This window comes from Streptomyces sp. NPDC050508, assembly GCF_040655155.1.
Taxonomy (GTDB): domain Bacteria; phylum Actinomycetota; class Actinomycetes; order Streptomycetales; family Streptomycetaceae; genus Streptomyces.
Map to the genome: position 1 here is coordinate 40,339 of NZ_JBFAJJ010000034.1, position 19,550 is coordinate 59,888.

Below are 19,550 nucleotides of genomic sequence, written 5' to 3' on the forward strand. Positions count from 1 at the left end.
CGGACGCGACCGGGGTCGAGCCCGCTGAGCCCGGGCGTGCGGCTGATGCCGGCGCGGATCTCGATGGGCCTGCAGATGCCACCGACGGGGACTTCGCGCTACGACCGCCGGGTGCGCTTCGGGAATCGGACGACGAGTCCTTCGAGCTGCGCGCACCGACCGAGGAACTGAGCGCCGAATCGCCTTCTGCCGAGGGCGACTTCGAGTTGGCTCGTCCTGTGTCGGGGGCCTCGGTGGGTGGTGCGGCTGAGGGTGCCGATGGTGGCGTCGGGCCGGGCCGTCCTGTGTCCGCGTCCCCGGTGGGCGGTGGCGCTGGGCCGGATCGTTCCGTGTCGGAGTCCTCGGCCGGTGGCGTGGTCGTAGACGCCGGTGGTGGTTTCGAGGCGGGCTCTGGCGTCCGGGAGTCTTCGGTGGGCGGTGGGACCGTGGACGCCGGTGGTGGTGCTGAGCCCGGTCCTCCCGTGGTCGAGTCGGCAACTGGCGGTGCGGCTGCGGGTGTTGACGGTGATTTCGAGTTGGGCCGTCCTGCGTCGAGGACCTCGGCCGGTGGCGTGGCCGTGGATACCGGTGTTCCGGAGTCCCCGGTCGGCGGCGTGGTCGTAGACGCCGATGGTGGGTTCGAGTCGGGGCACCCCGCGTCGGAGTCTCGGACCGGCGGTGCGGGTGACGAAGTTGACGGTGGCTTCGTGTCGGATCTTGTCGCGTCCGGACCTTCGGTGACCGTCGGCGCGGTCCTTCCGCCCAGCGACCGGCCCAAGCCTCTCCACGACCCCGATCCCTACAGCACCCCGCCGTACGGCGAGCCGGGGCCCTGGGCGCCCGCGCCGCCCGTTCAGCACCCTGCGGTCGCCTCCGTGCCCGGCGCCGCCCCACAGGCCCCCACAGCGGCTCCCGGTACTTCCGTCCCGCCGGCTCCGCACACCGCGCCCGCGGCCCCCGGCATCCCTGCGCCACCTTTCTCCGACGCCGCGACCGCTGGTGTCCCTGCGACACCCTCCTTCTCCGACCCCCCGACCGCTGGCGCCCCCGCACCCGTGCCGGACCCCACCACCGACCCCTGGCACCGCTACGACCCGTGGGCGTCCCCCGCCCCCCTCCAACAGAACGGCGCCCCCACCCCCACCCACCAGCAGCGTCGCAACCGCAGCCGGAAACTCCTCATCGTCTCCGCGCTCGCGCTCGCTCTTCTCTCCGGGGGCGTCGGAGGTGTCGTAGGGGCGTACGTCGAGCGGGACAGTGGTGGTGGGGACATCGTGTTGCCGCAGGCCGGGACGGAGGACGGTGGGCGGGTGCCGGGGAGTGTCGCCGGGATCGCGGCTCGGGCTCTGCCCAGTGTCGTGACCCTGCATGTGACCGGTGACGAGGAGTCGGGGACCGGTACCGGGATCGTGCTGGACACGCGGGGGCACATCCTCACCAACAACCATGTGGTGCAGCCCGCGGGCGCCGACGGCGAGATATCCGTGAGCTTCAGCGGGGGACAGACCGCGAGGGCCAAGGTCGTCGGGCACGACACCGGGTACGACCTCGCCGTCGTGCAGGTGAGCGGGGTGCGTGGGCTGAAGCCGATGCCGCTCGGGAACTCCGACAACGTGCGGGTCGGCGACCCCGTCGTCGCGATCGGCGCGCCCTTCGACCTCGACAACACCGTGACCTCCGGCATCATCAGCGCCAAGGACCGGCCCATCACGGCCGGCGGTGAGGCGGCGGACGGGAGCGACGTGTCGTACGTCGATGCTCTGCAGACCGACGCGCCCATCAACCCCGGCAACTCCGGCGGGCCGCTGCTCGACTCGCAGGGGCGGGTCGTGGGGATCAACTCGGCCATCCGTTCCGCCGACGACGGTACCGACACGGGAGGCGGTCAGGCCGGTTCCATCGGGCTCGGTTTCGCCATCCCCGTCAACCAGGCCAGGCGCGTCGCCGAGGAACTGATCAACACCGGGAAGGCCACCCACCCGGTCATCGGCGTCACCCTCGACATGGACTACACCGGCGACGGAGCCCGCGTCGCGACGAAGGCAAGTGACGGTGCCCCGGCCGTCACCGTCGGCGGGCCCGGTGCCGAGGCCGGCCTCAAGGCGGGCGACGTCATCACCGAGGTGGACGGCGTGCGCGTCCACTCCGGCGACGAGCTCATCGTCAGGACCCGGGCCCACCGCCCAGGCGACCACCTGCGCCTGACCCTCCGACGCGGTGGCAGGGGCCTGACCGTGTCGCTCGTCCTGGGCTCCTCGACCGGTGATTGACAGAAACGTCACAGGTGAGAGCCCTGCGACCCGTCCCACTAGGCAAACAACCCGGAAAACCGGTCGCGTACACCCACTCGTAGCCCCCGGGACAGTACCGGTCGGGTGGGATCGCCGGGTACCGTGGACCCGGCCCGGACCACGGAAGACGCGCACAGACCACCGAGGGCCGAGGGCCGAGGACATCGCAAGGAGCTTCAGGTGTTCAATGACATAGGACCGCTAGAGCTGGTGACGATCATTGTCCTCGCCGTGCTCGTTTTCGGTCCGGACAAGCTCCCGAAGGTCATCCAGGACGTCATGCGGACGATCCGGAAGATCCGAGAGTTCTCGGAGAGCGCCAAGGCGGACATCCGCGAGGAGCTCGGCCCGGAGTTCAAGGACTTCGACTTCGAGGACCTCAACCCCAAGACGTTCCTGCGCAAGCAGCTGGACAACGACGAGCTGGGGCTCAAGGAGATCCGCAACGGCTTCGACCTGAAGAAGGAGATGGCCGAGGTCACGGAGGCGGTCCAGAACGCGGACACCCCCTCTGCCTCCTCGTCGTCGTCCTCCTCCGGCAGCGGTCGTCTCGATATGACCAAGAAGCCCGAGGACCCGGAGAAGGACGACCGCCCGCCCTTCGACGCCGACGCCACCTGACCCCCTCGCGCGGCTTTTACGTGACGCGTTTCATACCTTCACCACGCCCCCGTACGGCCTGAACAAGGCCCTTGCGCGCCTCACGCGCCGGGCGCTTTCCGGGCTGCCTCGCACGAGGTGGCTATGCTGCCGAGTTGTTGTGCGGACCGGGCGAGTCGCCCGAAGGGGGGCGGGCCGCCCCGGTCCGACGAGAACGAGGAGGCGTCCGGAGCATGGAGACGACGAGTCGGGTAGGCGCGCAGGCGCCGGCCGCGGAGGGTGGACAACAACTCCCCTCCGCCCGGCGCACGGTCGACGGCTACCTGCTGGCGCCCTTCCCGTGGTACGGCCTCGACGAGGCCTTCACGGGACCGCGCTGGCTGATGCAGGTGGGCATGGCGGCGGACGGTGCCGTCGAGCACGGTTCGATCGGGCACGGCGACGAGCCCTCCGTACGCAACGAAGGCACGGAGGACAAGGAGAAGTTCGCGGTGGTCGTCACCGTCGCGGGCAACCCCGCCCGGCGCACCGCGGACGGCACGGGCCTCCTGGAGGCCACCTCGGTGTCCTCGGCGGCCTGGCTCGCCGGTGTGGGGCTGCTGTCCTTCACCTGGCCCGGCCAGATGGACCACACCTTGCGCGACGACTGGCTGGAGCAGCAGACCGAGACGGCGTGGGTGCTGGCCGACGACCTCGCCGGCGACGACTGGTCGACCCTGTCCCTTCCGGTGGACGGTGTGCCGACGCCCTTCCACTACCGCGAGTCCGAGTTCGGCTGGGTGCTGGCCGGGTCCACTCAGGCGGGGGTCCACGTGGGGGCGTACGGCAGGGGCATGAGCGCGTACGGGCTCGGCTTCGCCATGATCAAGGACATCGCTACGTACGCCCAGTAGCGGTTACGACGATGGGGGCGCCGTCCGGTGAGACGGCGCCCCCATCGTCGTAAGAAGATCCCTAGAACTTGTTCTTGGGAGTGATCCCCAGCGACAGTCCCGAAAGGCCCCGCTGCCGTCCCCCCAGCTTCCCCGCGATCGCGCGCAGCGCCGCGCCCGCCGGGGAGTCGGGGTCGCTCAGGACCACCGGCTTGCCCTCGTCGCCGCCCTCGCGGAGGCGGACGTCGATCGGGATGGAACCGAGGACGGGGACGTTCGCGCCCGTCGTGCGCGTCAGGCCGTCCGCCACCGACTGGCCGCCGCCCGTGCCGAAGACGTCGACCATCTCGCCGCAGTGCGGGCAGGGCAGGCCCGCCATGTTCTCGACGACGCCGACGATCTTCTGGTGGGTCTGTACGGCGATGGAGCCCGCCCGCTCGGCCACCTCGGCCGCCGCCTGCTGAGGGGTCGTCACGACCAGGATCTCGGCGTTCGGGACGAGTTGGGCGACCGAGATCGCGATGTCGCCGGTGCCCGGGGGCAGGTCCAGCAGCAGCACGTCCAGGTCGCCCCAGTACACGTCCGCCAGGAACTGCTGGAGCGCGCGGTGCAGCATCGGGCCGCGCCACACCACCGGCGCGTTGCCCGGCGTGAACATGCCGATGGAGATGACCTTCACGCCGTGTGCCGACGGCGGCATGATCATGTTCTCGACCTGGGTGGGACGGCCGTCGGCGCCCAGCATGCGCGGCACGGAGTGGCCGTAGATGTCGGCGTCGACGACACCGACCTTCAGGCCGTCGGCGGCCATCGCGGCGGCGAGGTTCACCGTCACCGAGGACTTGCCGACGCCGCCCTTGCCGGAGGCGACCGCGTACACGCGCGTGAGGGAGCCGGGCTGCGCGAAGGGGACCTCGCGCTCGGTCTTGCCACCGCGCAGGGCGGTCGCGAGTTCCTTGCGCTGCTCGTCGCTCATCACGTCCAGGGTCACGTCGACACCGGTGACGCCCTCGACACCCAGGACCGCCTCCGTCACGCGCTGCGTGATCGTCTCGCGCATGGGGCAGCCGGAGACCGTCAGGTACACGGTGACCGCGACCGCTCCGTCCGCACCGATCTCCACCGACTTGACCATCCCCAACTCGGTGATGGGTCGGTTGATCTCGGGGTCGTTCACCGTCGACAGCGCTTCACGCACCGCGTCTTCCGTAGCCATGGGGTCGATGGTACGGCGCCGCGCGGGGCCCCGGCCAAGCCGGTCACCGGTCGTCTACGTCACGTCCGTGCGACCGTTCCGCCGGGAATACGACGTGCTTGTGGTGGCCGTTCTCCCGTTCGTCGAGCTCTTTCACCAGGTCCTGCAGCTCGGAGCGGATCCAGTCCCGGGTCGCCACCTCGCCGAGGCCGATGCGCAGGGCGGCGATCTCGCGGGTGAGGTACTCGGTGTCGGCGATCGACCGCTCGTTCTGCTTGCGGTCCTGTTCGAGGTTGACCTTGTCGCGGTCGTCCTGCCGGTTCTGCGCGAGCAGGATCAGCGGGGCCGCGTAGGAGGCCTGGAGCGACAGCATCAACGTCAGGAAGATGAACGGGTAGTTGTCGAACCGCACGTCCCGCGGCGCGAAGATGTTCCACAGCACCCACGCGATGATGACGACCGTCATCCAGACGATGAACCGCCCGGTCCCCAGGAACCGCGCGATCCGCTCCGACAGCCGCCCGAAGGCCTCCGGGTCGTACTCGGGCAGGAACCGGCGCCGGGGCGGGCGCGGCTGGTCGAGCCGGGCCCGGGTCCGGGTGGTGGCGGTCGCGCCCGCCGGTGTCCGCTCGCGCGTGGTCTCGCGCTCAGGAGTCATGAGCCGCCACCTCCTCCGCCTCTGCCGATGCCTCGTTCTCGCCGTCGCCCTCGTCGAGATGGAACTCGGTCTCCCGCCAGTCCTCCGGCAGCATGTGGTCCAGCACGTCGTCCACGGTCACCGCACCCAGCAGCGACCCGGTCTCGTCGACCACGGGCGCCGCGACCATGTCGTACGTCGCGAAGAACCCGGCGATGAGCTGAAGCGTCGCGTCCGGGTCGAGCGGTTGCAGGTCGTCGTCGATGATCGCGCTGACCAGGGTGTACGGCGGGTCGCGCAGCAGCCGTTGGAAGTGGACCGTGCCGAGGTACTTGCCGGTCGGGGTGTCGTCGGGCGGGCGGCAGACGTAGACCTGGGCGGCGAGCGCGGGGGAGAGGTCGGCGCTGCGGACCCGGGCGAGTGCGTCGGCGACGGTCGCGTCCGGCCGTAGGACGATCGGCTCGGTCGTCATCAGGCCGCCCGCGGTGTGCTCCTCGTACGACATCAGGCGGCGTACGTCGGCTGCCTCGGAGGGCTGCATCAGGTTCAGCAGGCGCTCCTTGTCGTCCTCGGGGAGTTCGGAGAGGAGGTCGGCCGCGTCGTCCGGGTCCATGGCCTCCAGGACGTCCGCCGCGCGCTCCTCCTTCAGCTTGCCGAGGATCTCGATCTGGTCGTCCTCCGGCAGCTCTTCGAGGACGTCGGCGAGGCGATCGTCGTCGAGGGCGGCGGCGACCTCGGCCCGTCGCTTGGGGGAGAGATGGTGCAGGACGTTGGCGAGGTCGGCGGGGCGCAGCTGCTCGAAGGTGGCCAGGAGGCTCTCCGCGCCCTGTCCCTGCTCCTCCAGGGAGAAACCGGTGACGGCGGACCACTCCACGGTCAGCGTCTCGCCCTTGGCCCTCCTGAAGGCTCCGCCGGTCCTGCCCTTCCGTACGAAGATGCGGTCGATCTCCCAGTCCCGGCGGGCCGGCAGATGCTGCACGGACAGGTCGAGGACGGTGACCTCCTCGTCGGTCTCGACGAGGGTGACGCGCCGGTCCAGGAGTTCGCCGAACACCAGCCGCTCGGTGGGCCGTTGCTCGAAGCGGCGGACGTTCAGTACGCCGGTCGTGATGACCTGGCCGGACTCGATGCCGGTGACGCGGGTCATCGGGAGGAAGATGCGGCGCCGGGTGGAGAGTTCGACGACGAGGCCGAGCAGCCGAGGGGGCCGCCGGCCCACGCGGAGCATGACGACGAGGTCGCGGACGCGGCCCACCTGGTCGCCGTTCGGGTCGAAGACGGCGACACCGGAGAGGTGCGACACGAAGACTCGGGGAGCGCCGGCTGCCATGGCCGCACCTCCTTCTTTCTCTTCTGATCCGCCGATGGATTCTGTGCTTTCCGGATCTTCCGAAATGCCTGCTCGGACGGGCTTCAGGCTAGCCCGTCCCTATGTGATCCGCGCTGGTGGACGGTCCGGACGGACTGGCTCCGCCGACGCCTCGCGGCCCCGGTACGCTGCCGTACGCCATCGCCCCCGCACGGAAGGCAACCCACCTGTGACTGCGCTCCCCCAGGTCCGAAACCCTCGTGCGGCGCTGCTCGGCGCGGTCTGTGTCCTGACCCTGACGGGATGCGGCGGCGGGGACCCGGACGCGGGGACCAACGGGGTCGGCAAGCTGGCCGCCGACAAGATCCAGTCGACGTCGGTGACGGCCGCGGGCGCCGCCGACGCCGTACGGTTGTCCGGGACCGTCGTCACCAGCGGGCGGACGTACACGCTCGACATGCGGCTGAAGTCCGACGGCGGCAGCGGGTCGGTCACCTCGAAGGGGTCGACCTTCGGGCTGCTGCGGATCGGCGAGGAGCTGTACCTGAAGGCCGACGCGGACTTCTGGAACAGCAACGGGGACTCGGGCGTCGGCGACTCGCTGCACGGCAAGTACGTGAAGGTGCCGCAGGGCGACCCCTCGTACAAGAAGTTCAGTGGTTTCACGGACAAGGACGTCCTCCTCTCCAGTCTGCTGACCCTGCACGGCTCACTCGCGACGGACGGACACCACGACCAGAACGGCGTCCGTACGATCCGCATCACCGGCGACGACGGCTCCGGCGGCACCCTCGACGTCTCCCTGGAGGGCAAGCCGTACCCCCTCCGCCTGGTCCGCGCGGGCGGCGCGGGCACCCTGACCTTCTCGGACTGGGGCAAGAGCTTCACAGTGAAGGAGCCGAAGGACGACGACACTGTCGACTACGGCAAGCAACTGCCGTCTTCCTAGCGGCAGTTACCGGCGTTTGCGTTTCTTCAGGAGCAGGCGCGGCAGGCCGGCCGGGACCGGATGCCGGGTCGTCGCCGTGGACGGCAGCGGGGGCTCCGCCAGCGAACCCTCCGGCAGGTCGGCCGTCGCTCCCGTCGGTTCAAGGCGCAGCACCCGGCACTCGCGCGCCCAGCGGGCCGTCATCGCCTCGCCGTCGGGGGCGTTGAGGCGCTTGCCCTTCAGCTCGGCGACGGTCGCCGTCCAGGCCTCGGAGTCCGGTGCCAGTTCGACGACCTTCGCGGTCCACGAGACCAGCCGGCCGCCCTTGTCCTTGCTGCGGACCGTGACCTCGGCACCGCCGCCGTCGGTCAGTCCCGGCAGCGGCTGCTCGCCCGGTCCGTCGCCGATCAGGCAGGCCGCGCCCTCGTGCCAGACGTGCCACAGGGCACGGGCCGGGACTCCGGGACCGTTGACCCAGACGAGGCCGGACTTCTTCGTGGCCTCCTCGACGAGGGCCTGGTCGAGCAGCTCGCTTGTCATGGCGCTCAGCCTATCCAGGCCGCTCACAGCCAGCCGTTGCGCTTCAGCGTGCGGTGGATCGCCAGACAGACGGTCACGGTGAAGGTCAGCACCAGCGGATAGCCGTACTTCCAGTGGAGCTCCGGCATGTTGTCGAAGTTCATGCCGTAGACGCCCGTGACCATCGTCGGTACGGCGATGATCGCGGCCCACGCGGTGATCTTCCGCATGTCCTCGTTCTGCGCGACGGACGCCTGCGCGAGGTTGGCCTGGAGGATCGAGTTGAGCAGCTCGTCGAAGCCGATGACCTGCTCGTGGACGCGGGCGAGGTGGTCGGCGACGTCCCGGAAGTACTTCTGGATGTCCGGGTCGATCAGTCGCATCGGCCGCTCGCTCAGCAGCTGCATGGGACGCAGCAGTGGCGACACCGCGCGCTTGAACTCCAGTACCTCGCGCTTGAGTTGGTAGATCCGCGCCGAGTCGACACCGCGCGAGACCCCGCCCTTGCGGCCCGGCGTGAACACCTCGGTCTCGACCTCGTCGATGTCGTCCTGCACCGCGTCCGCGACCGCGACATAGCCGTCGACGACGTGGTCGGCGATCGAGTGCAGCACCGCCGAGGGACCGCGGGCGAGCAGCTCGGGGTCGTCCTGCAACCGGTGCCGCAGCGCCCGCAGCGAGCCCTGGCCGCCGTGCCGGACGGTGATGAAGAAGTCCCGCCCGGTGAAGCACATGACCTCGCCGGTCTCAACTACCTCGCTGTTGGCCGTGAGTTGGTCGTGCTCGACGTAGTGGATGGTCTTGAAGACGGTGAACAGGGAGTCGTCGTAGCGCTCCAGCTTGGGCCGCTGGTGGGCTTGTACGGCGTCCTCGACGGCGAGCGGGTGGAGTCCGAACTCCCGGGCGATGACGGCGAATTCGGCCTCGGTCGGCTCGTGCAGGCCGATCCACACGAAGCCGCCGTCACGGCGCACCAGGCGCATCGCCTCGTGCGGGGTGAGCGGCTTGCCGATGTCGATACGGGCACCGTCGCGGTAGACGGCGCAGTCGACGACGGCCGAGGGGGTGCCGGGGTCGCGGGTCGTGTCGTACGCGCCGCCGTCCTTGCGCAGGGAGGGACGGGACGGGCGGACCACGGCACGCAGGTCGCGGATCATCGACATGGCGGGCTCCTTCGCGACGAGCAACGAAAGGCGCCAACGACGGTTGGAACTGCCCGGAATGGGGACGTCCTGAGTGCGGATGTTTGGCACGTCCACAAAGCGGGGAGCACCGCACCGTCGCGGTGGCGAACTTCGCTACTGATACAGGCACTGACTTCGGAACAGACAGATCGGTCGGATCGGATACACCGAACAGATCAGGCAGATCAGGAAAAAGAAACGAAGTGCTCTTCCGCGACAGTGAAGAAGTGCGAGCGGCGGCAGCCGACTGGAGGGGCTAGAGCCAGAGCGACGACATCAGCGGCCGGAAGAGCGGGTGGTACTGCCAGGCCGACTTCGGTCCATTGCAGCCCCACCTCCTCCGGCCGGTCCCCCGTAGGGGAGTCTCAACGGCGTCGGGACTTGATCGCGACGCTTCTGCGTGCTGCCCGAACGACCGGCCCAGACTAGCAGCCGGCCGAAGTGTCAAGGCGCTGCTTTGCCCGGTACTGACGAGTTCTATGCTCGCCGCATGGTTGATGTTCTTGCTCTGGTCGAGGCACGGTTGCGTACCGCGCTGGGCGATCCGGACGCCCGCGCCGCGGTCACTTTCCTGGGGACGGACCGCGTCGAGGTACTGCGTTTCCCGGGCGACAACCAGGACGGGCCCGTCGTCCGCTACGCCACCCTCGGCATGTCCGCGCAGCCCATGAGCGACCCCACGGCGATGCTCGCCGACCCGGTCGCGGGCCCGCGCGCAGAGCTGGTCCTGTCCGTCCGCGGCGGCCTCGCCGACACCGACAAGGTGCTCCGGCCCCTCGCCGTGCTCGCCGCGTCCCCGCAGGTCGAGGGCGTGGTCGTGGCCCCCGGCGCCTCCCTCGACGTGGGCGAACCCCTGTGGCCCGGCGCTCCGTTCACCTCGGTGCTGGTCGCCGAGCCGGGCGGCCTGGTCGAGGACCTGGAACTCGACGCGCCCCTCGACCCGGTCCGCTTCCTGCCGCTGCTCCCCATGACCCCGAACGAGGCCGCCTGGAAACGCGTCCACGGCGCGCAGGCCCTCCAGGAGCGCTGGCTGACGAACGGGACGGACCTCCGGGATCCGTCCCGTAGATCCGTCCCGCTCGACTGACAGTCAGAGTGAGCAAGCTCACCAACGTCGGCCGGTAATCGGCTAGTTGGCGAACACCCCGACACTGTCCTCCACCGCGTGCCTCGGCTCCAGCTCCTCGGCCTCGTGCGTGAGCGCGTTCCGTCGTACGAGGACCACCAGCGCGCCCAGCGCCGCGGTGACCGCCGCGACCACGAACGGGATATGGATGTTGGTCCAGCCCTCGATCTTCGGCGCGAAGAACGGCGCGGCAGCGGCGGCGAACCAGCGGACGAAGTTGTAGCCCGCGCTCGCCACCGGGCGCGGCGCGTCCGACACACCCAGGGCCAGCTCGGTGTAGACGGTGTTGTTCACGCCGATGAAGGCGCCGGACAGGATCGTGCAGACGACGGCGGTGGTGTGGCTGCCGTAGCCGAGGACCAGGACGTCGACGGCGAGGAGCACCAGCGAACCGCCGAGCACCTTCAGAGAGCCGAACCGGGCCTGCAGGCGCGGGGCGACGAAGACCGAGAAGACGGCGAGCAGGACACCCCAGGCGAAGAACACGGCGCCGGACTTGTACGGGGTCATGTTCAGCACGAACGGGGTGAAGGCCAGCACGGTGAAGAACGTGTAGTTGTAGAAGAACGACGAGATCGCGGCCGAGGCCAGACCGCCGTGGCCGAGCGCCTTGAGCGGGTCGAGCAGTGACGTCTTCTGTGCGGGCTTCGGCTGTTCCTTCAGGAACACCGTGATGCACAGGAAGCCGATCGCCATCAGGAACGCGGTGCCGAAGAAGGGGTAGCGCCAGCTCTGGTTGCCCAGTAGCGCGCCGAGCAGCGGGCCGCAGGCCATGCCGAGGCCGAGGGCGGACTCGTAGAGCAGGATCGCCGCGGCGCTGCCGCCGGCCGCCGCGCCGACGATGACCGCGAGGGCCGTGGACACGAAGAGCGCGTTGCCGAGACCCCAGCCCGCCCGGAAGCCGACGAGTTCGCCGACCGAGCCCGAGGTGCCGGCGAGACCGGCGAAGACCACGACGAGGGCGAGGCCGAGCAGCAGGGTCTTCTTGCCGCCGATCCGGCTGGAGACGAAGCCGGTCACCAGCATCGCGACGGCGGTGATCAGGAAGTACGAGGTGAAGAGCAGGGAGACCTGACTCGCCGTGGCGTCGAGGCCCTTGGCGATCGACGGCAGGATCGGGTCGACGAGTCCGATGCCCATGAAGGCGACGACCGAGGCGCCGGCGGTGGCCCATACGGCCTTCGGCTGCCGCAGAAGGCTGCCGGTGCCGGTGTCGGCTCCCGCGTCGGCTCCCGCACTGAAGGGGTCGTCCATGCTTCCTCCCGAGTAGTTGGTATATGCACATAGTAAGTTAGGCAAGGTAATTAATGCAAGCTACATCTAGATTCGCTCCGTGAGTGGTCCGGGCCGGACGGGTGATCGTCCTTGACGCGGGGGAGTGAGGGTAGGACCGTGGGGCCCTATGAGGGGCGAACCCAGTTGCCCGAAGTGTGGTGGCCGGGTCAGGGCTCCCGGACTCTTCGCCGATTCCTGGCAGTGCGATGTCCACGGGACGGTGCATCCGCTGCAGCCCGTGATCCCGCCCAGCGTCGAGGCCCTCAGCGTTGTCGTGCATCGGACGAAGGTGCCGGTGTGGATGCCGTGGCCGTTGCCGGTCGGATGGCTGTTCACCGGCGTGGTCTGCGCGGGGGATGACCGTAGTGGGGGGCGGGCTACGGCCGTGGCCTGTTCCGGGCCGGGGCCGCTCGGGGGGATCGGGGAGTTGATCCTTGTCGCCGAGGAGCTAGGGGTTGGGCTCGGGGCGCGGTATGCGGGGATCGACGGGCCGGATCCTGGGCCCTATATGAACGTCGAGAAGCCTCCTCAGGCGAAGTTGCTGGCTGCGGGGCGGCCTACGCCGTTGTGGCATGTTGCTACGGCGCCGGATGATCGGGCGGTGTTTGCGGGGGAGGCGTTGGGGCTGTGGCTGTGGGCTGTTGTCTGGCCTGAGCAGTCGGGGTTGTTGATGTATGACGAGCTGGTGTTGACGGATTTGCGGGATGCGGGGGCCGAGGTTGATCTGGTGCCGTGTGGGGCGTTGTCGCCGCGCTTGCTGGAGCCGTAGCGCCTAGGGGGGTGCCGGGTTCTGTTGTGGGGCGGGTGCGGGTGTGTGGGGGCTTGTCGCGCAGTTCCCCGCGCCCCTTAGGTGGGATGCCCTAAGCGGTGTCCTGGAGGCCCTCGGGGTTGCCGTTACCCTTGAGTGGTCCCCTTCGTATCGTCACCGTCTGGAGTCTGCGCGTGCGTATCGATCTGCACACCCACTCCACGGCCTCCGACGGTACGGACACGCCTGCTGAGCTGGTGCGGAATGCCGGTGCCGCCGGGCTGGACGTTGTCGCGCTGACCGATCACGACACCAGTCGTGGGTACGCCGAGGCGATCGACGCGTTGCCCTCGGGGCTCACTCTCGTCACCGGGGCCGAGATGTCCTGTCGGATCGACGGGGTGTCCATGCACATGCTGGCCTATCTCTTCGATCCGGAGGAGCCTGCTCTGTTCGCCGAGCGGGAGCTGGTGCGGGACGATCGGGTGCCCCGGGCTCGGGCCATGGTGGGGCGGCTGCAGGAGCTGGGTGTGCCGGTGACCTGGGAGCAGGTTGCCCGGATTGCCGGTGAGGGGTCGGTCGGGCGGCCTCATGTCGCCACCGCGCTGGTCGAGCTGGGTGTCGTACCGACCGTGAACGACGCCTTCACCGAGGACTGGCTCGCCGACGGCGGCCGGGCGCATGTGGCCAAGCACGAGACCGATCCGTTCGAGGCGATCCGACTGGTCAAGGCCGCGGGCGGGGTCACCGTCTTCGCGCATCCCGGGGCCAGCAAGCGCGGTCACACCGTGCCCGAGGCCGCCATCGCCGAGATGGCCGCCGCCGGGCTCGACGGCATCGAGGTCGACCACATGGATCACGACGCCGAGACGCGGGTGCGGTTGCGGGGGCTCGCCAAGGAGCTCGGGCTGCTGACGACCGGGTCCAGCGACTACCACGGGAGCCGCAAGAGCGTGCAGCTCGGGGAGTACACGACCGATCCCGAGGTGTACGGCGAGATCACGCGGCGCGCTACCGGGGCGTTCCCGGTGCCAGGGGCCGGCGGAGCCTGACGCCCGCACCGATCTCGTACGTCTTCTCTCCGCTCACCTCTCTGCAAGGCTCGTGGCTCACCCATGTTCGACGTCGCTGTTTTCGGCTCTCTCTTCCTGACCCTTTTTGTCATCATGGATCCCCCTGGGATCACCCCCATCTTCCTCGCCCTGACCGCCGGACGGCCGTCCAAGGTGCAGAAGCGGATGGCGTTCCAGGCCGTCTGCGTGGCCGGCGGTGTGATCACCGTCTTCGGGCTGCTCGGGCATCAGATCCTCGACTACCTGCACGTCTCCGTGCCCGCGCTGATGATCGCGGGCGGGCTGCTGCTCCTGCTGATCGCGCTCGACCTGCTCACCGGCAAGACCGACGAGCCCAAGCAGACCAAGGACGTCAACGTCGCCCTCGTACCGCTGGGCATGCCGCTGCTCGCCGGGCCCGGTGCGATCGTGTCCGTCATCCTCGCCGTGCAGAAGGCCGACAGCGTGGCCACCCAGGTGTCGGTGTGGGCGGCGATCCTCGCGATCCATGTCGTGCTGTGGGTGGTGATGCGGTACTCGCTGCTGATCATCCGGGTCATCAAGGACGGCGGTGTGGTGCTGGTGACGCGGCTCGCCGGGATGATGCTGTCCGCCATCGCCGTGCAGCAGATCATCAACGGGATCACCCAGGTGATCCGGGCGAGCTGATCGCCGCGGTCGCCCCGTACACGCAGAACCCCCGTACGGCGTCGGTGCCGTACGGGGGTTCTGAAGTGTGGTGGAGATCCGCGTGAATGTCGTAGGTGTTACGCGGCGTCGTAGGTGTTACGAGGCCTTGGTCTCGGCGGGGCGGATCCACAGTCGCTGTCCTATGGCGGCGGCCTGTTGCACGATCCGATTGACGGAGGCGGCGTCCACGACGGTGCTGTCCACGGTGGTGCCGTCGACCTCGTCGAGACGCATGATTTCGAAGCGCATGGGCTTCTCCCTTCGTCTGGTCATCCTCCTGAGGAGAACTACTTGGTTACGTATGTAGTCAACGGGATGCGTGTTACAAACATTCCCTACGCTAAGGAAATTTTTCGCACGCCTAATTACTGACCGGTAAGAGATCGGTGCGGGACTGACCGGGACCGGTTGTGTTCGCAGCGTGACCGCCGGGACAATGGAGGCGATGAACGACGACCTCGCGGCCCTCAGCGCCCGCATCGACCGCACGAACGAGCTGCTGCAGCGCATGCTCGCCGAAGTGGCGAAGACGCCCTCGACACATGCGATCTTCGTCGACGCCGGGTACTTGTATGCAGCCGCGGGCCGGCTCGTCTCCGGGACCGAGGACCGACGCACCTTCGACCTCGACGCCGAGGGCCTCATCGAGGCGCTCATCGACAAGGCCCGCACGATCTTCGCGGACAGCCGGCTGCTGCGCGTGTACTGGTACGACGGCGCCCGGCGCCGCATCCACACCGCCGAGCAGCAGGCCATCGCCGAACTCCCGGACGTGAAGGTGCGGTTGGGCAACCTCAACGCCAACAACCAGCAGAAGGGCGTCGATTCACTCATCCGCTCCGACCTGGAGTCCCTCGCCCGGCACCGCGCCATCAGCGACGCGGCCCTCATCGGCGGCGACGAGGACCTGGTCTCGGCGGTCGAGGCGGCCCAAGGGTACGGCGCCCGCGTCCACTTGTGGGGCATCGAGGCCCCGGACGGCCGTAACCAGGCGGAGCCCCTCCTCTGGGAGGTCGACAGCCAGCGCACCTTCGACCTCGACTTCTTCAAGCCGTACGTCTCCCGGCGCGCGTCCGCCGTGTACGAGGCGGCCGCCACCCGGCCCACGCGGGAGGACGTCCGGTTCGTGGGCGCGCAGATCGCGGCGAAGTGGCTCGCGGCGCGGGGGCGGGAAGCGCTGGTGGAGCTGCTGCCCGGGCATCCGTATCTGCCGGGTTCGGTCGACCAGGACCTGCTGGTGGAGGCGGAGGGGCTGCTGCAGTACTCGCTGCGCGGGCAGGCCGATCTGCGGCGGGCACTGCGGGACGGGTTCTGGGAGCACCTGCAGACGCAGTACTGAGTCTTTCTATCGGCTTGTGGTGTCCCAGAAGTCGGCGAGTGCCTGGGCCGTCGCGAGCGGCTGGTCCGTGTTCGGCGAGTGCTCGGCCCGCGCGACGACCGTCCGCCGCGCCTTCAGCCGTACGGCCATGTCGTCGAGGAGCGGTACCGGCCAGGTGTCGTCGCGTGAGCCCGACAGGACGTGGAAGGGGAGCGGGACGGCGGCCAGCTCGGCGACCCGGTCCGGTTCGTCGCACAACTGGCGTCCTGTGGCGATGAGTTGGGCCGGCTGGGTGCGCAGCCAACGGCGCCGCAGGTCGTCCCGGTCGTCGAGCCCCTCGTCCAGCGCGCCGCCGGTCTCGGTCTCCTCGGGCGCCTCCATCGCCTGGATCGCCTCCCACACCTCGGCCGACGACATCACGGCGAGCGCGTCCCGCAACAGCTTCACGCGCTGCTGCTGGGCGGCGGAGATCTGCGCCGGCCCCGACGCCATGAGCGTCAGCGACACGAACGGCGCGTCGTCGAGGAGCACGGCGGCCCGCGCGATCTGTCCGCCGAGGGAGTGCCCGAGCAGTTGCACCGGCGCGCCGACGGCCTCGGCCAGGGCGAGCACGTCCCGCGCCAACTCGTCCTGGGCGTAGGCGGATTCGTCGTGCGCGGGGCCGTCCGTCTCGTACTGTCCCCGCCCGTCCACGGCGACGGTCCGGTACCCGCGCGCGCCGAGCGGCACGTGCAGCGGGTTGAAGTCCTCCTTGCTCCCGGTGAATCCCGGCAGCAGCAGAGCGACCCCCTTCGGCTCGACACCGTCGGCCACGGGCGAGTCCACGACGGCGAACTCACCGCGAGCGGTCCGCAGCGGGTACGCGCGAGCGCCGGGGGGCGGGGTGAAGGAGGGTGGCCTACTCATGGGGTGAGGTTATCCGGCGAGGCTGAGCGGGCCGGGAACGGGAGGGTGTAACCCGGGTTAACGCGGTGGTGGGCGGCAGAGGGAACGCCGACGGCCCGGCCCACTTCACGTGGGCCGGGCCGTCCGGTGTCGTGCTGGCCTTCGGGGGCGGATCAGCCCTCGGTGGCCTCCGCCGCGGCGGTCGCCGCGGTCTTGCGCGGACGACGCACCCTCGGCTTCGCCTCCGACTCCTCGGCCACCTGGGCCGGGATCTCGGCGGCGGCCGTCTTGCGGGTACGGCGCGGCTTGGCCTCGACCGTCTCGGCCGTGTCGACAGCGGCAACCGCTGCCTTACGGGTACGACGCGGCTTGGCCTCGGCGACGACCTCCGCCGGTGCCTCCGTGGCGACGGCAGCGGCCGTCTTACGGGTGCGGCGCGGCTTGCTCTCGACGGCCTCGACCGTGTCCACGGCGGCCTCAGCGGCAACCGCAGCCTTACGAGTGCGACGCGGCTTGGCCTCGGCGACGACCTCCGCCGGTGCCTCCGTGACAACGGCGGCGGCCGTCTTGCGCGTACGGCGCGGCTTCGTCTCGACGGCCTCGGCGGTGTCGACAGCGGCAACCGCCGCCTTCCGGGTCCGCCGCGGCTTGGTCTCCGCCACGACCGGCGTCTCCGCGATCTCCACCACCGGCTCCGCGACCTTGCGGGTACGGCGACGGGGCGTGACCTCGGCGGCGCTGCCCTGCTCCTCGACCACCTGCGCGGGGATCTCGGCGACTGCCTTGCGGGTCGCGGTACGGCGACGCGGCTTGGTCTCCTCGACGGCCTCGACCGTGTTGACGACCTCGACCGCTTCGGCCGGAGCCGCGGTCTTCCGCGCCCGGGTCCGACGCGGCTTGGCCTCGACGGCCTCAGCCGTGTCGACCGCGGCCACGGCGGCGGTGTCGGTGGCAACCTCGACCGGCTCCGCGACCTGTACGGCCTTACGGGTCCGGCGGCGCGGCTTGGTCTCCTCAACCGGAGCCTCGGCCACCGGGGTCACGACCACAGGGGCCTCGGCGACGGCCGGCTCCGCCGACTTCCGCGTACGGCGGCGGCGCGACGTCGCCGGGGAGTCCAGGGCCGGCCCCTCAGCTGTCGCTACGGCGCTTTCCGCGACCTCGGACACGGGCGTGACGGGCGTGGCGGCGACTGCCGTAGCCGGCAGCTGCTCTCCCGCCGTTCCGCGAGTGCGGCGACGGCGGCGCGGGGTGCGGGTCGCGGTGTCCTCGGAGGCGGCCACCGCGGTCTCCTCCGGAGTGGACGACGTCACGGCCGTGGCCGCCGAAGTCCCTTCCATCGGGGCGCCGTTGCGCGTACGACGGCGGCGGCGCGGGGTGCGCGCCGCGCGCTCGGTGTCGGCGGAACGGGACTCGTCGCGGCTGTTGTCACGGCCGCTGTCGCGACCGCCCCTGCCACCGTCACGGCCACCACGGTCGTCGCGGCCACCACGGCCGCCCCGGCCACGCGGGCCGCCGCGACCGCCGGTCTCGCCGAGGTCCTCGACCTCTTCCGCGGCCAGCCCGGCGCGGGTGCGCTCCGAGCGGGGCAGGACACCCTTGGTGCCTGCGGGGATGTTCAGTTCCTCGAAGAAGTGCGGGGACGTGGAGTACGTCTCCGGCGGGTTCGGGAAGCCGAGGTCCAGCGCCTTGTTGATGAGCTGCCAGCGCGGGATGTCGTCCCAGTCGACGAGAGTGACCGCGATGCCCTTGGCGCCCGCGCGACCGGTACGGCCGATGCGGTGCAGGTAGGTCTTCTCGTCCTCGGGGGACTGGTAGTTGATGACGTGCGTGACGCCCTCGACGTCGATACCGCGGGCGGCGACGTCCGTGCAGACGAGCACGTCGACCTTGCCGTTGCGGAACGCGCGCAGCGCCTGCTCGCGGGCGCCCTGGCCGAGGTCGCCGTGGACCGCGCCGGAGGCGAAACCGCGCTGCTGGAGCTGGTCGGCGAGGTCGGCCGCGGTGCGCTTCGTACGGCAGAAGACCATGACCAGGCCCCGGCCCTCGGCCTGCAGGATGCGGGCGACGAGCTCGGGCTTGTCCATGTTGTGCGCGCGGTAGACGAACTGCGCGGTGTTCGCGACCGTCGCGCCCTCGTCGTCCGGCGAGGTGGCGCGGATGTGCGTGGGCTGCGACATGTAGCGGCGCGCGAGACCGATGACCGCGCCCGGCATGGTCGCCGAGAACAGCATCGTCTGACGGCGGGCCGGCAGGAAGTTGATGATCTTCTCGACGTCGGGCAGGAAGCCCAGGTCGAGCATCTCGTCGGCCTCGTCCAGCACGAGCGACCTGATGTGCTTGAGGTCGAGCTTCTTCTGGCCCGCGAGGTCCAGCAGTCGGCCCGGGGTGCCGACGACGACGTCGACGCCCTTGCGGAGCGCCTCGACCTGCGGCTCGTAGGCCCGGCCGCCGTAGATGGCGAGGACGCGTACGTTGCGCACCTTGCCGGCGGTCAGCAGGTCGTTGGTGACCTGCGTGCACAGCTCGCGCGTGGGGACCACGACGAGTGCCTGCGGGGCGTCGGTCAGCTGCTCGGGCTTGGCCCGACCTGCTTCGACGTCGGCGGGTACGGTGACGCGCTCCAGGAGCGGGAGGCCGAAGCCCAGCGTCTTGCCGGTGCCGGTCTTGGCCTGGCCGATGACGTCCGTGCCGGAAAGGGCTACGGGGAGCGTCATCTCCTGGATCGGGAAGGGGGAGACGATACCGACGGCCTCAAGGGCCTCAGCGGTCTCGGGAAGGATTCCGAGCTCTCGGAAAGTAGTCAGGGTGCTGCCTCTTCTGTGTGCGCGGTGCGAGGCGAGCGCGGGGGTCGTGTCAGGACCGTGCCGGGACGTCGGCTGCCTTACGGACAACCCGCGAGGGCAAGCCGTACTGCACGGGACCACTGCCGACGCTCTAGC

General features: G+C 70.1%; 19 protein-coding genes. 9 read left to right on the top strand and 10 right to left on the bottom strand.

Annotated elements, in window-relative coordinates; genetic code table 11:
• Positions 1–98 precede the first annotated feature (98 nt).
• Positions 99–632 carry a hypothetical protein gene (locus AB0I69_RS47135; RefSeq protein WP_363102014.1) on the bottom strand — a complete coding sequence of 178 codons (534 nt, stop codon included), beginning with the start codon at positions 630–632 and terminating at the stop codon, positions 99–101.
• A gap of 84 nt (positions 633–716) precedes the next feature.
• Here AB0I69_RS47135 and AB0I69_RS47140 point away from each other — a divergent pair, with 84 nt between their 5' ends.
• From AB0I69_RS47140 to AB0I69_RS47150, 3 genes are all read left to right on the top strand, one after another.
• On the top strand, positions 717–2,249 hold the full coding sequence (locus AB0I69_RS47140) for a trypsin-like peptidase domain-containing protein (protein WP_363102042.1): 1,533 nt from the start codon (positions 717–719) through the stop codon (positions 2,247–2,249).
• 201 nt (positions 2,250–2,450) lie between these two features.
• Positions 2,451–2,891 carry a sec-independent translocase gene (locus AB0I69_RS47145; protein ID WP_363102015.1) on the top strand — a complete coding sequence of 147 codons (441 nt, stop codon included), beginning with the start codon at positions 2,451–2,453 and terminating at the stop codon, positions 2,889–2,891.
• 212 nt (positions 2,892–3,103) lie between these two features.
• Positions 3,104–3,763 (top strand): hypothetical protein, encoded by a 660-nt coding sequence (locus tag AB0I69_RS47150; protein ID WP_363102016.1) that lies wholly within the window; start codon positions 3,104–3,106, stop codon positions 3,761–3,763.
• Between the two features lie 61 nt (positions 3,764–3,824).
• Here the strand turns inward: AB0I69_RS47150 and AB0I69_RS47155 are convergent, their stop codons facing one another.
• Genes AB0I69_RS47155 through AB0I69_RS47165 form a run of 3 tightly spaced genes read right to left on the bottom strand, consistent with a single transcriptional unit; the run spans position 3,825 to position 6,904 of the window.
• Positions 3,825–4,958 carry an Mrp/NBP35 family ATP-binding protein gene (locus AB0I69_RS47155; protein WP_363102017.1) on the bottom strand — a complete coding sequence of 378 codons (1,134 nt, stop codon included), beginning with the start codon at positions 4,956–4,958 and terminating at the stop codon, positions 3,825–3,827.
• Positions 4,959–5,001: 43 nt separating this feature from the next.
• A complete protein-coding gene (locus AB0I69_RS47160; RefSeq protein ID WP_363102018.1) occupies positions 5,002–5,595 on the bottom strand; it encodes a DUF1003 domain-containing protein in 594 nt (197 codons plus the stop codon).
• Positions 5,585–6,904, bottom strand: coding sequence for a CBS domain-containing protein (locus AB0I69_RS47165; protein ID WP_363102019.1), 1,320 nt, complete (start codon positions 6,902–6,904; stop codon positions 5,585–5,587). Before AB0I69_RS47165 ends, AB0I69_RS47160 begins: the two co-directional genes overlap by 11 nt.
• Positions 6,905–7,112: 208 nt before the next feature.
• On the opposite strand from AB0I69_RS47165, the gene AB0I69_RS47170 reads away from it, so the two are divergent.
• Positions 7,113–7,832 (top strand): hypothetical protein, encoded by a 720-nt coding sequence (locus AB0I69_RS47170; RefSeq protein ID WP_363102020.1) that lies wholly within the window; start codon positions 7,113–7,115, stop codon positions 7,830–7,832.
• Between the two features lie 6 nt (positions 7,833–7,838).
• On the opposite strand, the gene AB0I69_RS47175 is transcribed toward AB0I69_RS47170, so the two are convergent.
• Both AB0I69_RS47175 and AB0I69_RS47180 read right to left on the bottom strand, forming a co-directional pair.
• Complete coding sequence (locus tag AB0I69_RS47175; protein WP_363102021.1) at positions 7,839–8,351, bottom strand: hypothetical protein; 513 nt, start codon at positions 8,349–8,351, stop codon at positions 7,839–7,841.
• 23 nt (positions 8,352–8,374) lie between these two features.
• Complete coding sequence (locus AB0I69_RS47180) at positions 8,375–9,493, bottom strand: magnesium and cobalt transport protein CorA (RefSeq protein ID WP_363102022.1); 1,119 nt, start codon at positions 9,491–9,493, stop codon at positions 8,375–8,377.
• 511 nt (positions 9,494–10,004) lie between these two features.
• On the opposite strand from AB0I69_RS47180, the gene AB0I69_RS47185 reads away from it, so the two are divergent.
• On the top strand, positions 10,005–10,601 hold the full coding sequence (locus AB0I69_RS47185) for a suppressor of fused domain protein (RefSeq protein ID WP_363102023.1): 597 nt from the start codon (positions 10,005–10,007) through the stop codon (positions 10,599–10,601).
• Positions 10,602–10,643: 42 nt separating this feature from the next.
• On the opposite strand, the gene AB0I69_RS47190 is transcribed toward AB0I69_RS47185, so the two are convergent.
• A complete protein-coding gene (locus tag AB0I69_RS47190; protein ID WP_363102024.1) occupies positions 10,644–11,894 on the bottom strand; it encodes an MFS transporter in 1,251 nt (416 codons plus the stop codon).
• A gap of 148 nt (positions 11,895–12,042) precedes the next feature.
• Between AB0I69_RS47190 and AB0I69_RS47195 the strand changes: the two genes are divergently transcribed.
• The 3 genes from AB0I69_RS47195 to AB0I69_RS47205 all read left to right on the top strand — a co-directional run bounded on the left by AB0I69_RS47195 (position 12,043) and on the right by AB0I69_RS47205 (position 14,384).
• Complete coding sequence (locus AB0I69_RS47195) at positions 12,043–12,684, top strand: DUF6758 family protein (RefSeq protein ID WP_363102025.1); 642 nt, start codon at positions 12,043–12,045, stop codon at positions 12,682–12,684.
• Positions 12,685–12,857: 173 nt separating this feature from the next.
• Entirely contained in the window at positions 12,858–13,715 is an 858-nt protein-coding gene (locus AB0I69_RS47200; RefSeq protein WP_363102026.1) for a PHP domain-containing protein, read from the top strand.
• A gap of 63 nt (positions 13,716–13,778) precedes the next feature.
• The gene (locus tag AB0I69_RS47205; protein ID WP_363102027.1) at positions 13,779–14,384 is read left to right on the top strand and encodes a MarC family protein; all 606 of its coding nucleotides are present in this window, start codon (positions 13,779–13,781) and stop codon (positions 14,382–14,384) included.
• A gap of 117 nt (positions 14,385–14,501) precedes the next feature.
• Here the strand turns inward: AB0I69_RS47205 and AB0I69_RS47210 are convergent, their stop codons facing one another.
• On the bottom strand, positions 14,502–14,654 hold the full coding sequence (locus AB0I69_RS47210; protein ID WP_019058373.1) for a hypothetical protein: 153 nt from the start codon (positions 14,652–14,654) through the stop codon (positions 14,502–14,504).
• A gap of 196 nt (positions 14,655–14,850) precedes the next feature.
• On the opposite strand from AB0I69_RS47210, the gene AB0I69_RS47215 reads away from it, so the two are divergent.
• The gene (locus AB0I69_RS47215) at positions 14,851–15,744 is read left to right on the top strand and encodes an NYN domain-containing protein (protein WP_363102028.1); all 894 of its coding nucleotides are present in this window, start codon (positions 14,851–14,853) and stop codon (positions 15,742–15,744) included.
• A gap of 6 nt (positions 15,745–15,750) precedes the next feature.
• On the opposite strand, the gene AB0I69_RS47220 is transcribed toward AB0I69_RS47215, so the two are convergent.
• Entirely contained in the window at positions 15,751–16,629 is an 879-nt protein-coding gene (locus AB0I69_RS47220; RefSeq protein WP_363102029.1) for an alpha/beta hydrolase, read from the bottom strand.
• A gap of 152 nt (positions 16,630–16,781) precedes the next feature.
• Positions 16,782–19,325 carry a DEAD/DEAH box helicase gene (locus AB0I69_RS47225; protein ID WP_363102030.1) on the bottom strand — a complete coding sequence of 848 codons (2,544 nt, stop codon included), beginning with the start codon at positions 19,323–19,325 and terminating at the stop codon, positions 16,782–16,784.
• Positions 19,326–19,550: the final 225 nt, after the last annotated feature.

Coding starts and splice junctions, on each gene's coding strand:
- AB0I69_RS47150 (WP_363102016.1), top strand. CDS start 3,104: ATGGAGACGACGAGTCGGGTAGGCGCGCAGGCGCCGGCCGCGGAGGGT.
- AB0I69_RS47155 (WP_363102017.1), bottom strand. CDS start 4,958: ATGGCTACGGAAGACGCGGTGCGTGAAGCGCTGTCGACGGTGAACGAC.
- AB0I69_RS47160 (WP_363102018.1), bottom strand. CDS start 5,595: ATGACTCCTGAGCGCGAGACCACGCGCGAGCGGACACCGGCGGGCGCG.
- AB0I69_RS47165 (WP_363102019.1), bottom strand. CDS start 6,904: ATGGCAGCCGGCGCTCCCCGAGTCTTCGTGTCGCACCTCTCCGGTGTC.
- AB0I69_RS47175 (WP_363102021.1), bottom strand. CDS start 8,351: ATGACAAGCGAGCTGCTCGACCAGGCCCTCGTCGAGGAGGCCACGAAG.
- AB0I69_RS47180 (WP_363102022.1), bottom strand. CDS start 9,493: ATGTCGATGATCCGCGACCTGCGTGCCGTGGTCCGCCCGTCCCGTCCC.
- AB0I69_RS47185 (WP_363102023.1), top strand. CDS start 10,005: ATGGTTGATGTTCTTGCTCTGGTCGAGGCACGGTTGCGTACCGCGCTG.
- AB0I69_RS47190 (WP_363102024.1), bottom strand. CDS start 11,894: ATGGACGACCCCTTCAGTGCGGGAGCCGACGCGGGAGCCGACACCGGC.
- AB0I69_RS47195 (WP_363102025.1), top strand. CDS start 12,043: ATGAGGGGCGAACCCAGTTGCCCGAAGTGTGGTGGCCGGGTCAGGGCT.
- AB0I69_RS47205 (WP_363102027.1), top strand. CDS start 13,779: ATGTTCGACGTCGCTGTTTTCGGCTCTCTCTTCCTGACCCTTTTTGTC.
- AB0I69_RS47210 (WP_019058373.1), bottom strand. CDS start 14,654: ATGCGCTTCGAAATCATGCGTCTCGACGAGGTCGACGGCACCACCGTG.
- AB0I69_RS47215 (WP_363102028.1), top strand. CDS start 14,851: ATGAACGACGACCTCGCGGCCCTCAGCGCCCGCATCGACCGCACGAAC.
- AB0I69_RS47220 (WP_363102029.1), bottom strand. CDS start 16,629: ATGAGTAGGCCACCCTCCTTCACCCCGCCCCCCGGCGCTCGCGCGTAC.
- AB0I69_RS47225 (WP_363102030.1), bottom strand. CDS start 19,325: ATGACGCTCCCCGTAGCCCTTTCCGGCACGGACGTCATCGGCCAGGCC.